The sequence below is a fragment of the Pseudoalteromonas rubra genome (genome assembly GCF_000238295.3).
GTDB lineage: Bacteria > Pseudomonadota > Gammaproteobacteria > Enterobacterales > Alteromonadaceae > Pseudoalteromonas > Pseudoalteromonas rubra.
In genome coordinates this window covers 109,530-121,787 of the sequence record NZ_AHCD03000027.1, presented here as the reverse complement: position 1 = coordinate 121,787, position 12,258 = coordinate 109,530, and the positions used below count along the sequence as shown (strand labels likewise).

Below are 12,258 nucleotides of genomic sequence, written 5' to 3'. Positions count from 1 at the left end.
ATTGAATAAAATGACTTGCTTGGAGCTCGTCTGGTAGGATAGTTCCCAATTTCAGATAAAAGATATAACAACATGAACAACAAGCTTTTTGTAATACCGAAACCAAACCCCAATGCCAAACTCAGACTGTTTTGTTTTCCTTATGCCGGCGGCTCTCCGGCTATGTACATGCCCTGGAACAGTGAGTTGCACCCCGACGTAGAGCTGGTGCTACTGCAATTTCCGGGTCGTGGTGCACGCATGGGGGAACCTGCACATGTGACCATGCAACATAAAGTCGATGAACTATTGGCTCACCAGGCATTTCTGACTGAAAAGCCCTATGTGCTCATGGGGCACAGTTTGGGCAGCCGGGTGATTTTTGAAGTCACAAAACACCTAGTCGAACAGAATGCGCCGTTACCACGCCACCTTATCGCATCAGGCAGCCGCGCCCCACACACCAGCTCGGACAAAAAACGCATTTACGACTTACCTCATGATGCCTTTGTCGAAGAACTTTATAAACTTAACGGCACACCCAAAGAGTTGCTGGAGCACAAGGAGCTGATGGAGTTACTACTGCCCTTACTAAGAGCCGATTTTCAGATTGCCGAGTGCTATCAGGCTCAGCCTCTCAGCCTGCCCTGCCCTATCACCGTGTTTCATGGCTATGATGACATCGAAATCAATGCCGAGCAGCTGCACGGCTGGCAGGATTTGAGTGAACACAAAATTGACATTCATTACTTTAATGGTGGCCACTTCTTCATCAATCAATGCAGTGATGAAGTGATCGGTCAGGTCAATCAGGTACTTCGCACAATCCTGTAATTTGATTTGCCTAAGCGAGTAAGTTGGCCAAAGATAAACATATCTATGTGAATACAGGTAATAAAATGGAAGGCTTACTGCATGCGCTCATGCTGGACGGCCAGGGTGGCGCAACCCCGGTATCAGACTTAACGCAGGCGCTCAAAGACGAAGTGCCTCTTTGGCTGCACTTTGATTACACCAATGACGCGGTTCACCACTTCTTGAGCCAGCTGGATTTTCTGCAAGAGTGGGAGTGGCAGGCATTACTTGCAGAGGAAACCCGGCCTCGTGTGACCCGTGCAAGTCACGGATTGCTGTTATTTTTACGCGGCGTCAACCTCAACCCCAGACAAAACCCGGAAGATATGGTCTCAGTGCGCTGTTTTATTAATAAAAACGTACTGATCACCTGTCGCAAGCGCGTGTTGATATCTATCGAAGAACTACACAGCGCATTACTGGACGGTCAGGGGGCTCAGTCTATCAGCGACCTTATCTGTGCGCTGATAGATCGCCTGACACACCATATGCAGGACACATTGTGGCAGGTCGAAGAACAACTGGATGAATTTGAAGAGCAGTTGGATAAAGAGGAATGCCAGCCCGACTACCATCAGATCACCTTGCTGCGGCGTCAGGTCATTGCCTTAAAGCGCTATATCAAACCGCAACGTCAGGCTATCTATGATTTGATTGATACAAAGGTGAACTTTCTGAGTCTCGATCAGCGCCGCTTGCTTGGCGAGGCAAATAATACCCTCAGCCGCTATATTGAAGAGCTAGAAGCCAGCATTGAGCGGGCACAAGTCCTTCAGCAAAGCATCACCAACCAACTTAATGAGCAGCTGAATCAGCGCATGTACATTATGTCCGTGGTCGCAGCCCTGTTTCTGCCGTTGGGCTTTTTAACTGGTCTGTTGGGAGTCAATATTGGCGGCATTCCAGGCACAGAGAATCCCTGGGCTTTTACGATTTTCATACTGGCGTTGGTAATATTAACTGTTGCTGTAGCCGTTTTATTTAAACGCCGAAAATGGATATAAGTGTGGGGTTTAGACGTATCTGTGTGACGTAAAATGGCGCTCTCGCTAGGGATCGAACCTAGAACTTGGCCTCCGGAGGGCCACGTGATATCCATTTCACCACGAGAGCAGCATCTTAGTGGTGCCAATAATAATCATATCCAGCCACAAATACTAGTCATTGTTGTCTATATGCTTAATTTATGGTCTAAAACTCGAAAAAAGACTTCACACAGAGCGAAATTCACGATATTTAACTATGCTTAGAACAATAACAATAATGACGACCTGTTAATACACGGAAAATTGGTCTCCTGTATTAACACGACATCATCCTGAGAGGACCGTATTATGACTCCAATGACCACTGAACAAGTTGCTGAATTTTTAGATGTTAAAGTGGAGCGCGTCAGGCGACTGGCACGCGAAAACCTGTTAGTTGCCAAACAACAGGATGAGCAGGGCGAACCCATTTTTGACAAAGATGACGTAGAAAAATACAAAGAACTGGCAAAACGACTGGGCGGCATTTAAGCGCAACAGAAGCGAGGCCCCTGCCCTATATTGCTTCGTAATCAGGCTAACTCAATGCCCGACTGATGTTCGGGCCAACTGGCCTGTTCGAAGCGACTAGCGGCGCCATGCCTGCAATAGTACCTGTAAAGGTTTAAGATACGAGACCAGCCCGCGCTGCTGATACCAGGCAAGACAAAGCAGCAGGTAAACCTCCACATAACAATTTAGCTTATCCTCGGCATACTCAGGTAACGGCACCTCTGCCAGGCTGAAATAACGCTTCAGCATCTGATTGCCTTCACGTACAGACAACGAAAAAGAGACACATAAGGCCGCCAAATCAAAATATCGGTCGTTGTATTGCGCGTATTCAAAGTCGATAAACACGGGTCCCTGTGCTGTTACCAGCATATTGTCTTTGACCAAATCATTGTGACAAAAGCAGATATCAGGTTCAAACTGTGCCAGCCTTTGGCTTAAAGCAAACACATCAGATGCCCCTTCGAGCACCTGAGCGGCCTCAGACAGTGCCACACTCAGATCAAGCTGCCCGATCTGGGGGTGCACCAAACCATGTAACGTATGCAGCTTCGTTAATAAACTATCGCTCAGGCACAGTGGATCATCTCGCTGTGGTAAGAATTCAAACAACGCCAGCCGGGTCTGAACATGATAGCCAGCCAGAGGCTGTGCTACGCCAAGTTGAGCCAGCAGTGCCTGCGCTTGCAGTGCATGAACGGGTATTGCGTCTGAATAATGCTTTAACAAAAACCCCTGTTGCACCTGCTCCAGGTAGTAATTTTTATTACTTAACCCTTTGTTAAGTGGGCGCAGTGCACTGATAGTAATATCGGGAAAAGCCTGCCTGATCAGCGCACTTAGCTCGGCATCACAGTGCGGCAAGCGGTTTACCCTCTTTTTGCTGATACACTTCGTACCAGCGCACATACCCCCAGCAGACCATAATGGTGTAAAAACCAAATAACACCAGAGTGGGGTAATAGCCTTTGAGATAGTATAGATACATGGACGCCGCATCGATCACGACCCAATACAGCCAGTTTTCCAGCACTTTGCGGGCAACCAGGTAAGTGGTTACCACCGCAAAGCAGGTCGTCAGGCTGTCCAGATACGCCAGCTCAGCATGTGTGTACTTATCCATGACGTAGCCGATACCCAGTGCCACAAGCAAGGTGCCCAAAATAATGGCGCTATGTCGATACAAGGACCAGGAAACGATTTCCAGGGACTTATCCTGTCTGCCACTGCGCCACATCCACCAGCCTACAACCGCCATGAACATGTAGTAAAAGTTCAGCAATGACTCCATCAGTAATGCACCATTCCAGTACATCACGGTATAGATAAAGGTACTGACAAACGCCGCAGGCCAGCACCACGAGTTTTCCCTTATTGCCAGCAGCAGGTAGGCAGCGGATAAGACCACGGCCAGATACTCCCACACCGACATGGCGGTAAATCCAGCCAGGGTTTCAGCTAGCCACTGCATCATGACTGAGGCGACAGGTCGCCACTGATGAATTTGCAAACAAACACAATTTTGCCATATTGCTCAAACGAACGCTTCATTTCTGCGGATAAGGTGTCCATCAGCACATCATAGTCACCAAACACCTGAGTCGACATAGTATTGGTCAGTACTTTTAGCTCCGGGTGCTGATTCAGGCGCTCGATAAAGTCTTTGATGAAAGGAATATAGTCAGCATGTAATGGATATTTGCTGATCTCGACAGAGAGTTGCATCACAGTGTCCTCGTCAGAGTTATAAAGGAATTAGTTTTCGGAATAATTTAAATTGCTGCCACCGTCCGTTACCGAGCGAGGCCTGTAATTGATCCAATCCTGTTGATAGATGATCTTGTTGTCCGGGTTAAAGTGTAATACGGTCGTAAAACGCCAGGGACCCATTTCCCGACCTTCATACTCAAAGCGGGCAAAGGTGCCACGAATAACGGCACGACGTTGCTGTTCGTCTAAGATCACCTCGCTGAGTGTATACGTCAGCTCACCATCCTGAATTTCAACGTTCCCGGCAGACCAATTAAAAAACTCAGCCAATGCCTGTTTATCCTTGACGGCAAAGCCATAAATCATATCTTCCAGCTGAACATCATCGGCATAAAATGACAAAAATAAGGCAAAATCCTGACGCGCCTGATAGGTCGCAATATAATCATTGAGTACTTGTCTGAGCGCACTCGATTCGCGCGCTGACGCTCGGGTATTATCTGTCATGCTACAGCCAGTAACGACTATGGTTACGAGCAATACAAGACAGAGGGTGAGCTGTGTGGTGAATGTGCCGCGCAAATCTGCCTCCGGATATGAGTATTAATCTGAAATGGCCCTCGGATAAGGGCCCCAACATTATATCATACCCGGATAGGATGATCTGTGCCGGCACACAACTAGGCGCCAACTATGCCCAATGGCTGAGCATTTTGCCAGGCTCCGCGGGTAAAGTCAGGAATGGTAACTGACTCACTGCGGTTTGCCACCGACAATGCCGACAAAGGCGAAATCACCGACCAGGCCGCACCATCATAGACATCCTGATCCAGAGGTTCGCCATTTCTCAGACAGTAAATCATCCGCCAGAACATCAAAAAGTCCATGCCACCATGGCCGCCATTGCGTTCGGCTTCTGCGCCCATTTTCAGCCACAGAGGATGATCATACTTAGCGTACCAGGTGCTCATATCCTCGTCCCAGTCATGAAACGATCCGGTGCCACCATGCTCCAGCGCAATACGATTCGGGAAGCCGGCAAATACACCATTGGTCCCCTGGATCAGATTGTGCCGGGAGTACGGGCGCGGCGTTGTGGTATCGTGCTGGATCATAATAGAACGCCCTTTGACAGTTTTAACCAAAGTTGTATTCATATCGCCAGCAACATATCGCCATTGATTACGCTGATGATCCGGTGCAAATTCACGCTGAGCATAGGCAGCCCGGCCTAGTGCAGGAGAACTCATGGAAGTCAGAAAATCGAACCGATCACCCCGGTTAATGTTCATATACTGAGAAACCGGCCCTAAACCATGAGTGGGATAGAGGTTGCCATTACGTTTAGTATGCCACTCTGTGCGCCAGGAGCCGGTTTTATGTTCCAGCTCTTTCATTTGCCAGCGCAACTCATGAATATAGGCGGCTTCACCGTGCAATAGTTCCCCAAACACCCCCTGTCGCACCATATTCAGTACCATCAACTCATCGCGACCATAGTTGACGTTTTCCATCATCATGCAATTTTTCTGGGTCCGCTCTGCGGTATCAACCAGCTGCCACATTTCTTCCACCGTCAGGGCCAGTGGCACTTCAACAAAGGCATGTTTACCACTTTCCATGGTGTCGACTGCCATCGGCGCATGCCAACGCCACGGTGTCGAAATGATAACGATGTCAATATCATCCCGGGCAAGCATTTCCCGATACGCAAACTCGGACCCCTGATATAAAGCCGGGGCCTTCCCCCCTCGCTCTGCCAGATAACTCGCTGAGCGCTGCAGGACTTCTTCGTGCGTATCACATAAGGCAACGATTTCGGCACCTTCAATATGACTCATGCGCTTTACATGGCCATAGCCACGTTGACCCACACCGATAAAACCAACACGAACAAGGTCCATTTTTGGTGCAATCAGTCCAATGACTGATTTCCCCTGGCGTTCGGGCGTGGCCTGAGTCGGGTCTACTTTACTTTGCGCGCAACCTGAAACAACTCCGGCAGCCGCTGCGACACCTGCCGCCTTAAGAAAATCCCGGCGATTTAAATTTGTCATTATTATTGTCCTCGAAGATACTTCTTGTGCACGCTAACGGATTGTATCCGGGGTTGCAAAAGCGTTGCGACAAACAGAGATTTAATCGGTACAAGTGTGTGTCTGGTACAAAAAAAGCGCCTTAAGGCGCTTTTTTTGTGTGAATCTAAAACGATTATAATTCGGCAATAATGGCGTTCAGTTGAGCTTCTTTTGCGACTATATCCTGATAAAGGGCAAATTGGTTTTGCGCACGCTGTAAATTATGCTCTGAATGCTTAGTGGCGAAGTAATTGTCACCATCGAGATAATCGGTCAAAAAACGCAAACCAATCATAAATGGCATCACTTTCGCGCCAAGAATAAAGCTGTGCTTTTCAGTCTCTGTCAGACTGGCCGACAACGGGTCTTTATATCCTTTCACCAGTGCCGCGAAAATTTCTTCACGCACACGCACATTTGCCAGGTTAGTAGAATCTTCCGCTTCAGGAGAGCAGAACGTTCTCACCATGTCGCCAAAGTCATACAACCAATAACCAGGCATACAGGTATCCAGGTCTATCACAGCGCGTGCATCATTTGACTCCGAGCAGAACAACATATTGTTGATCTTGGTATCATTGTGGCAGGCGCGTAGCGGTAATTGCGCCTCAACGTCAAGTACTTCCTGAGCAAGCGAAAATTGCGCTCGGCAAAATGCAATCTCCTCCTCACACAAGGCTGCACGACCCTGAGGGTCCTGGCGGAGTGTTTCTTCAAACTTTTCTATGCGCATCGCTAGGTTGTGGAAATTCGGGATCACATGGTGCAGCTGAGTCGCATCAAAATCATCCAGGGCCGCAGCAAATTGACCAAATGCATTCGCCGCGACTTTCGCCTTCACTTCACTGTCAACCACATCTTCGCTGTAACTGCCACCAATAAACTCCAGTGCACGCCAGACTTCATCTTCAAAGTGAACAAGGTACTCACCGTGAATGGTCGGCACATGGCGAATAATCGCTAACTCATAGCCACCGTCTTTGGCTTTACGTGCTAAGTGCTGCTCAATTTTTCTGGCGTTGGTGACGAGTTGCTCAGGCTCTGGAAAAACACAGGTATTGAGTTTTTGCACAACCAAAGCACGCTGCTTGTTTTTCAGCAACATCGTTGTATTAATATGTCCATTACCGATCGGACGTAGAGAAACAGACTCTCCCTGCAGGCCAAATTGCTGCGATAAGACCTCTGCAATTGCACGATTTTTCATTGTTACCTCATTGCCGCTCTCAATACGATGGCAGGTGATAGGCTCATCCGTGACGTAATTCATATAATAATCCTGAGACACTCTTTAATTCTTCTTTGTAGGTGATACCAAACCAGCGATCAGATGCACTCTGTACTCTGACCTGAAGCAGGCCTTGTTGAATACAACTTTGAATACAATCAGGCAAATAATACTCGCTTTTGACATCGCTGTCATAATTTTCTAGAAACAGGGAAAATCCGGTCTCTAGTTGCGTCAAGAGCGGTTGCGTTATACCCCAACACGTCATCGACGCCAGCGCGGTTTGTGCTAAAGTTGCACGTTTGCCATCCGGAGCTATCCCGGATAACACACCGCTATTTTGTTGAATATCCAGATATTCAACAACTTCAAGCAACTGGCCTTTATGAGTTTGGCATATTCCGCGATTTACGCCACCTTGTTGTGATAAAGTATGCCCCAAAGGATAGCCAACAATCGCCATGTCTTGATGTGTCGACTCAGCGAAATGGCCTACGAGCTGCGTATAAGCGCTTGGCCCATAATAATCATCCGCGGTAATCACAATGGCGTCACCCGGTATCACGGGCTTGGCACATAATAATGCATGCCCCGTTCCCCACGGTTTTTCTCGTAATAACGCTTTGCTGGCAAAACACGATGGTACATTGTCGACGGCTTGCTCAACTAAGTCGACCTCTAGTCCCTTAGGCAGCCGCGGCAAGATCTGTTGCTCAATCAAAGGACGAACCTGGCGGTTAATCACCAGTACAACATGGCGCACGCCAGCTGCATACGCATCCTGAATGCTCAACTCCATAATGGTACAGTTAAAGTCCGGCAGTATCGCTATCTGCTTATTTCCACCAAACCGGGTACCCAAGCCTGCGGCCAGAATCACCAGCGTTGGACTTTTCCCTTGATACATAAACAATGTCCAGCCACTCAAAAATTAAACGGCTAGTGTACATAGCTTCAGCAGAAATTAAAAGCCGTTGTAAAAAGTGAGATAACAGGTACATGATGGGCATGCTGATTCAAGTCAAATAAATGGACTGTAGGGAGTTGATATAATTAATAAAATTAAATTTCTTTTGCGAATAAAGCTGTCGCTCTATTCGCATCATACTCACGTCGACACGGTAAAAGTTCCATATAACGGAACAATTAGCCCTGAAATTTCTGGCACAGGTATTTGCTTTCCAGGAATTCCTGTAAGCCGTCTTTGGCTCCCTCTCTTCCCAGTCCGGATTGCTTCACACCTCCGAATGGCGCAACCGGGTTTGAAATCGCCCCTTCGTTGATCCCAATCATGCCATATTCAAGTGCCATAGACACCCGATGGATTTGCGACACATCCTGAGAGTAAAAGTAAGCCGCCAGCCCTTCATTGACGCTATTTGCCTGACGCACCACGGTGTGTTCATCCGAGAACGCTATGATACTCACAACGGGTGCAAAGATTTCCTGATGATAAATATCCATCTCCTCAGTGATCCCCTGTAGCACGGTTGGAGCCATAAAATGGCCAACACAAGGTGCCCCCTGATAGATCTGTTTAGCACCTCGAGCGAGCGCATCATCAACCAATCGCTGTGCTTTGTCTTTGGCCTTGCGATTGATCAACGGGCCAATATCGGTGTCCTGCGTTAAGCCGTCACCCACAACCAACTGAGCAACTTCATCAACCAATGCTGCTGTAAACGCATCGTGGACATCACGGTGGACAAACACTCGGTTGGCCGCCACGCAGGTCTGCCCGCCATTTCTGAATTTAGCCACCATCAAGCCCGCTACGGCCTCTCGCACGTCAGCACTGGAAAAAACAATGAAAGGCGCATTCCCACCCAGCTCCATGGAGGTACGTTTAACTGTATCCGCACTGAGCGCGAGGAGCTTTTTACCTACCGCAGTCGACCCAGTGAAGGTCAGTTTTCGTACCACCGGACTGGCCAGCAAAGGGGCAACCAGGGCCTTGGCATCATCGGTCACGAGCACCTGAAACGCCGCGTTTTCAAACCCGGCTTCCAATGCCAGTTTTGCCAGTGCAATCGCACTCAATGGGGTTTCTTCAGACGGTTTTAGGATGAACGGACAACCCGCAGCATAAGCTGGCGCCACCTTGCGCGTGATCATGGCCAGGGGGAAGTTCCAGGGTGTGATCCCAAGTACCACACCAACTGGCTGTTTAATGGTCGTGAGCTGGTGAGCCGGGCTATGTGATGGGATCACTTCACCATAGGCGCGCCGAGCTTCCTCAGCAAACCACTGCACAAACCCTGCGGCATATCTGACCTCTGCGACGGCTTCTTTGCGCGGTTTGCCCTGCTCTTTACTCATCAGCTCCGCAAGCGCAGCTTCATTATCCAGAATAAGCTGATACCAACGCATCAGTACCGCAGCACGCTGCTGTGCCGTGCGCTGCTTGAGGATGTCAAAACAGGCCTGCGCCGCATTCAATGCTTGTTCGGCCGCTGTATGATCTGCCATTGAAACCATGGCAATAGGCAACGCATTGGCAGGGTTAATCACCGTTAACTGTTGCTCCGACTGCCAGGGACTGCCATTAATCCAGCTATGCGCTTGTTCAGTGTTATGCGTCATACCTGCGCTCCTTACATAACTGAACAGGGCCGCATTATGCGGCCCTGTGATAACAACGATTAGTGTTCTTCGTTGACGATATTGAGGTTGTATTTGGGTATTTCCACAACCAGATCTTCATCGGCAATTACTGCCTGACAGCCCAGTCGGGATTCCGCTTCCAGACCCCAGGCCTTATCCAGCATGTCATCTTCCAGTTCATCACTCTCTTCAAGCGAATCAAACCCTTCACGAATTACCACGTGGCAAGTTGTACAGGCACATGATTTTTCACAGGCATGAGGAATACTGATGCCATTTTTCAGTGCCACATCCAGTACCGTTTTGCCAGATTCAGCCTCGATGGCTGCGCCTTCCGGACAAAGTTCTTCGTGGGGTAAAAAGATAATCTGTGGCATATTACACCTCGTCTACCGACTGACCTTGCAGTGCGTGTTTAATTGATACATCCATACGGCGTGATGCAAACTCACTGCTTGCCTCGTCCACCTGTTCGATTGCCGCTTTGATCGCTTGTGGATCAGTGGCAGTTAGTCGTGCGTTATCGAGCTCAGCCATCGCATCGCGCAATGCGCTCAGCTCTTGCTCATTGAGTAAGCCACTGTCGGTCGCCAGCGACGCTTCCAGGGCTTCGAGTACGCGCAATGCTTCAACCTGCTGCTCTTTAAGCATACGCGCCTGCATGTCTTCTTTGGCATTACTCATAGAATCTTTCAGCATTTGTGCAACCTGGTCATCGCTCAGGCCAAACGACGGCTTGACCTGGATCTCAGCCTGTACTTCTGTTGATTTTTCCATGGCTGAAACGCTCAGCAGGCCATCCGCATCCACTTTAAATGTGACACGAATATGAGCCGCACCTGCAGCCATAGGGGGAATACCTTTAAGGCTGAACTTAGCCAAAGAGCGACAATCATCAACCAGCTCACGCTCACCCTGCAACACATGCAAAGACATGGCTGTCTGACCATCCTTAAACGTCGTAAACTCCTGTGCACGAGCAACCGGGATAGTGGTATTGCGCGGAATGATCTTCTCAACCAACCCACCCATGGTTTCAAGGCCTAATGACAATGGTAAAACGTCCAGCAATAGCATATCTGAATCAGGTTTATTCCCCACCAGAATATCCGCCTGGATTGCCGCACCTAAGGCCACAACTCGATCCGGGTCAATGGACGTCAATGGCGGCTTAGTAAAGAAGACTTCAACGGCATCGCGGATCACCGGCATACGAGTTGAACCGCCGACCATTACCACTTCCAGTACTTCCTCTTTTTCAACACCGGCGTCTTTCAATGCACGACGACATGAACGCAACGTCTTCTTAACCAGAGCATCTGCCAGTTCGGCAAACTGATCACGGGTAATGGTTACGGTAAATTCCTGATCACGAACAGGAAGCTTCACGTTCACCGTTTCATAGCTGGTCAGTGCTTCTTTGCAGGCCTTCGCTTTGTTCATAAACAAACGCAGTTCTTTAGCAGACAGGTCTGTCAGCCCGGTTTGCTGTTGAAAAACAGTGACCAAAAGCGCATCAAAATCATCGCCGCCCAGGCTTGAATCACCGCCCGTTGCCAGCACTTCAAAGACCCCTTTGTTCAGGCGCAAAATGGAAATATCAAAGGTACCGCCACCTAAATCATAAACCGCAATGATCCCTTCCTGGCCTGAGTCCAGACCATACGCCACAGCCGCTGCCGTGGGCTCATTAAGCAAACGCAGTACTTTCAAACCGGCAATTTCTGCAGCGTCTTTGGTACTTTGACGCTGCGCATCATCGAAGTAGGCAGGCACAGTGATCACTGCACCCATTACGTCTTCCCCAGCGAAACTCTCAACGGCGCGCTGATGAAGGGATTTTAGTATCTCAGCTGATGCCTGCACCGGGCTGATTGGCCCTGCACTGGTCTGAACCGCCAGACTGCCCTGATGCTCAACAAAGGTGTAAGGCAGCTGACCATAACTGTTAGTAATGTCTTGCGCCGTTTTACCTAAAAAGCGTTTCACTGAGATCAGGGTGTTTTCCGGGTCCAGAGCAGCTTCCTGCTGTGCCGTCTGGCCGACGCTGATCTGCTCACCATGGTAACGAACGACCGATGGCAACATCGCATCGCCGTTGAGGTCACTAAGGGTTCTGGCCTCGCCACTTTGAACCGTAGCAACCAAAGAGTTAGTGGTGCCCAGGTCGATCCCGATGGCCAGTTTATGTTCATGAGGTGCCGCGCTCTGCCCCGGCTCAGCAATTTGCAATAATGCCATAATGCTCTTTCACTTTGGTGAAGCT

Annotated in this window: 13 protein-coding genes and 1 tRNA gene; 3 read left to right on the top strand and 11 right to left on the bottom strand. The window is 49.1% G+C overall.

Annotation, left to right across the window (positions count from 1 at the left end):
• Window positions 1-72 precede the first annotated feature (72 nt).
• Together PRUB_RS05035 and PRUB_RS05030 are read left to right on the top strand one after the other, a co-directional pair.
• Window positions 73-813, top strand: a complete 741-nt coding sequence (locus PRUB_RS05035) for a thioesterase II family protein (RefSeq protein ID WP_010384051.1) — start codon at window positions 73-75, stop codon at window positions 811-813.
• 65 nt (window positions 814-878) lie between these two features.
• Window positions 879-1,838: a zinc transporter ZntB gene (locus PRUB_RS05030; protein WP_010384048.1), complete on the top strand. Its 960-nt coding sequence runs from the start codon at window positions 879-881 to the stop codon at window positions 1,836-1,838.
• A gap of 34 nt (window positions 1,839-1,872) precedes the next feature.
• Here PRUB_RS05030 and PRUB_RS05025 read toward each other — a convergent pair.
• A tRNA-Arg gene (locus tag PRUB_RS05025) sits at window positions 1,873-1,947 on the bottom strand.
• A 221-nt stretch (window positions 1,948-2,168) separates the two neighbouring features.
• On the opposite strand from PRUB_RS05025, the gene PRUB_RS05020 reads away from it, so the two are divergent.
• The gene (locus PRUB_RS05020) at window positions 2,169-2,351 is read left to right on the top strand and encodes a helix-turn-helix domain-containing protein (protein WP_010384046.1); all 183 of its coding nucleotides are present in this window, start codon (window positions 2,169-2,171) and stop codon (window positions 2,349-2,351) included.
• Window positions 2,352-2,447: 96 nt separating this feature from the next.
• Here the strand turns inward: PRUB_RS05020 and PRUB_RS05015 are convergent, their stop codons facing one another.
• The 10 genes from PRUB_RS05015 to hscA all read right to left on the bottom strand — a co-directional run bounded on the left by PRUB_RS05015 (window position 2,448) and on the right by hscA (window position 12,233).
• On the bottom strand, window positions 2,448-3,236 hold the full coding sequence (locus PRUB_RS05015) for a phosphotransferase (RefSeq protein WP_010384044.1): 789 nt from the start codon (window positions 3,234-3,236) through the stop codon (window positions 2,448-2,450).
• Complete coding sequence (gene pnuC, locus PRUB_RS05010) at window positions 3,223-3,843, bottom strand: nicotinamide riboside transporter PnuC (protein ID WP_010384042.1); 621 nt, start codon at window positions 3,841-3,843, stop codon at window positions 3,223-3,225. The genes PRUB_RS05015 and pnuC overlap by 14 nt, the downstream gene beginning before the upstream one ends.
• Window positions 3,843-4,097 carry a YkoF family thiamine/hydroxymethylpyrimidine-binding protein gene (locus PRUB_RS05005; protein ID WP_010384040.1) on the bottom strand — a complete coding sequence of 85 codons (255 nt, stop codon included), beginning with the start codon at window positions 4,095-4,097 and terminating at the stop codon, window positions 3,843-3,845. The genes pnuC and PRUB_RS05005 overlap by 1 nt, the downstream gene beginning before the upstream one ends.
• Window positions 4,098-4,127: 30 nt before the next feature.
• The gene (locus PRUB_RS05000; RefSeq protein ID WP_010384038.1) at window positions 4,128-4,589 is read right to left on the bottom strand and encodes a nuclear transport factor 2 family protein; all 462 of its coding nucleotides are present in this window, start codon (window positions 4,587-4,589) and stop codon (window positions 4,128-4,130) included.
• A gap of 173 nt (window positions 4,590-4,762) precedes the next feature.
• On the bottom strand, window positions 4,763-6,139 hold the full coding sequence (locus PRUB_RS04995; protein WP_010384035.1) for a Gfo/Idh/MocA family protein: 1,377 nt from the start codon (window positions 6,137-6,139) through the stop codon (window positions 4,763-4,765).
• 154 nt (window positions 6,140-6,293) lie between these two features.
• Window positions 6,294-7,367: a phosphotransferase enzyme family protein gene (locus tag PRUB_RS04990; RefSeq protein ID WP_040645448.1), complete on the bottom strand. Its 1,074-nt coding sequence runs from the start codon at window positions 7,365-7,367 to the stop codon at window positions 6,294-6,296.
• Window positions 7,368-7,410: 43 nt separating this feature from the next.
• Complete coding sequence (locus tag PRUB_RS04985) at window positions 7,411-8,295, bottom strand: NTP transferase domain-containing protein (RefSeq protein WP_010384030.1); 885 nt, start codon at window positions 8,293-8,295, stop codon at window positions 7,411-7,413.
• Window positions 8,296-8,534: 239 nt separating this feature from the next.
• Window positions 8,535-9,971 (bottom strand): NAD-dependent succinate-semialdehyde dehydrogenase, encoded by a 1,437-nt coding sequence (locus PRUB_RS04980; RefSeq protein ID WP_010384028.1) that lies wholly within the window; start codon window positions 9,969-9,971, stop codon window positions 8,535-8,537.
• A gap of 59 nt (window positions 9,972-10,030) precedes the next feature.
• Window positions 10,031-10,369: an ISC system 2Fe-2S type ferredoxin gene (gene fdx, locus PRUB_RS04975; RefSeq protein ID WP_010384025.1), complete on the bottom strand. Its 339-nt coding sequence runs from the start codon at window positions 10,367-10,369 to the stop codon at window positions 10,031-10,033.
• A gap of 1 nt (window position 10,370) precedes the next feature.
• Complete coding sequence (gene hscA, locus PRUB_RS04970; RefSeq protein WP_010384024.1) at window positions 10,371-12,233, bottom strand: Fe-S protein assembly chaperone HscA; 1,863 nt, start codon at window positions 12,231-12,233, stop codon at window positions 10,371-10,373.
• Between the last annotated feature and the right edge of the window lie 25 nt (window positions 12,234-12,258).

Coding starts and splice junctions, on each gene's coding strand:
- PRUB_RS05035 (WP_010384051.1), top strand. CDS start 73: ATGAACAACAAGCTTTTTGTAATACCGAAACCAAACCCCAATGCCAAA.
- PRUB_RS04980 (WP_010384028.1), bottom strand. CDS start 9,971: ATGACGCATAACACTGAACAAGCGCATAGCTGGATTAATGGCAGTCCC.
- PRUB_RS05020 (WP_010384046.1), top strand. CDS start 2,169: ATGACTCCAATGACCACTGAACAAGTTGCTGAATTTTTAGATGTTAAA.
- PRUB_RS05030 (WP_010384048.1), top strand. CDS start 879: ATGGAAGGCTTACTGCATGCGCTCATGCTGGACGGCCAGGGTGGCGCA.
- PRUB_RS04985 (WP_010384030.1), bottom strand. CDS start 8,295: ATGTATCAAGGGAAAAGTCCAACGCTGGTGATTCTGGCCGCAGGCTTG.
- pnuC (WP_010384042.1), bottom strand. CDS start 3,843: ATGCAGTGGCTAGCTGAAACCCTGGCTGGATTTACCGCCATGTCGGTG.
- PRUB_RS04990 (WP_040645448.1), bottom strand. CDS start 7,367: ATGAAAAATCGTGCAATTGCAGAGGTCTTATCGCAGCAATTTGGCCTG.
- PRUB_RS05005 (WP_010384040.1), bottom strand. CDS start 4,097: ATGCAACTCTCTGTCGAGATCAGCAAATATCCATTACATGCTGACTAT.
- hscA (WP_010384024.1), bottom strand. CDS start 12,233: ATGGCATTATTGCAAATTGCTGAGCCGGGGCAGAGCGCGGCACCTCAT.
- fdx (WP_010384025.1), bottom strand. CDS start 10,369: ATGCCACAGATTATCTTTTTACCCCACGAAGAACTTTGTCCGGAAGGC.
- PRUB_RS05000 (WP_010384038.1), bottom strand. CDS start 4,589: ATGACAGATAATACCCGAGCGTCAGCGCGCGAATCGAGTGCGCTCAGA.
- PRUB_RS04995 (WP_010384035.1), bottom strand. CDS start 6,139: ATGACAAATTTAAATCGCCGGGATTTTCTTAAGGCGGCAGGTGTCGCA.